General features: G+C 76.3%; 1 protein-coding gene and 1 pseudogene. Both read left to right on the top strand.

Features of this window, described 5'->3' with window-relative positions:
* On the top strand, positions 1-221 hold a 221-nt coding region (locus ACFWEK_RS21750; protein ID WP_430555398.1), incomplete at its 5' end, for a Beta-galactosidase C-terminal domain.
* 65 nt (positions 222-286) lie between these two features.
* Positions 287-1,240: pseudogene (locus ACFWEK_RS21745) on the top strand (glycoside hydrolase family 2 protein); the annotation flags it as partial.

The following is a 1,240-nucleotide window of genomic DNA, read 5'->3' as shown; positions in this document are numbered from 1 at the left end:
GGGTGCCGCGCGTCCTCGACGCGGCGCCCGGGCTCGAGGCGGTGCGCCGCCGCGGCGACGACCGCTCCTACCTCTTCCTCCTCAACCACACCGGCGACGAGCAGAAGGTCGCCGCCGCCGGGCACGACCTGCTGTCCGGGGCGGAGGTCGGGCCCCTGACCACCGTGCCTGCCGGCGGCGCGCGCGTCCTGCGCGAGCCGCGCCGTCCGGCGTCCGGCTGAGCCACCTGCGACCCTGACCGGGTCGGCACCCAGCGAACTCCCTGCGAACCACGAAGGACTCCGCCATGACGCACCTCCCCACGACCTTCCGCGCCCTGCACCAGGGGTGGAGCCTGACCGCCGCGGAGCTCGCGGCCGACGCGCCCGACGGCGTGGCGCCGGCGCTCGCGGACGGGATCCCCGCCGTGGTGCCCGGCGAGGCGCACCTCGACCTCCACCGCGAAGGGCTGGTCGACGAGCCGTTCGACGGCGACAACGAGGCGGCGCAGCAGTGGATCGGCGACACGGCGTGGCGGTACGCGACGACGTTCGCGTGGCGGCCGGGCGACGCCGCGCGGCACGACCTCGTCGCCCTCGGCCTCGACACCGTGGCGACGGTGGAGCTCAACGGAGTGGAGCTCGGGCGAACCGAGAACATGTTCCGGTCCTTCCGCTGGGACGCCCGTGACGCGCTGCGCGAGGGCGACAACTCCCTCGTCGTCACGTTCGCCGCGCCCGTGCCCGAGGCGCTGGCCCGCGCCGAGCGCGACGGGGTGCTGCCGTCGACCAACCACCACGAGTACAACCAGCTGCGGAAGATGGCGTGCTCGTTCGGCTGGGACTGGGGGATCGACGTCGCCGGCGCCGGCATCTGGAAGCCGATCGGCCTCGACTCGTGGTCCGGGGTGCGCATCGCCGCGGTGCGACCGCTGGTCGACGTCGTGGCGGGGGCCGACGGCGCGCACGACGGCGTCCTGGTCGCGCACGTCGAGATCGAGCGCGACGGGGTGGCGGCGGACGGCGAGGTCCCGCTGCGCGTGGCCCTCACCGGGCCGGACGGCGGGGAGCTCGTGGCCACGGGCAGCGTGCCCGCGGGGCGGGCGGAGGGCACGGTGACCGTCGAGGTGCCCGGCGTGCGGCGCTGGTGGCCGGTCGGCCACGGGGACCAGCCGCTGTACGACGTCGAGGTCGCGGCCGACGACGCCCGCTGGGCGGGGCGCGTCGGGTTCCGGACGGTGGAGCTGGACACGACCGCGGAC

The organism is Isoptericola sp. NPDC060257, assembly GCF_042726645.1.
Classification (GTDB): Bacteria; Actinomycetota; Actinomycetes; order Actinomycetales; family Cellulomonadaceae; genus Isoptericola; species Isoptericola nanjingensis.
This window is presented reverse-complemented; position numbering and strand designations above follow the sequence as displayed.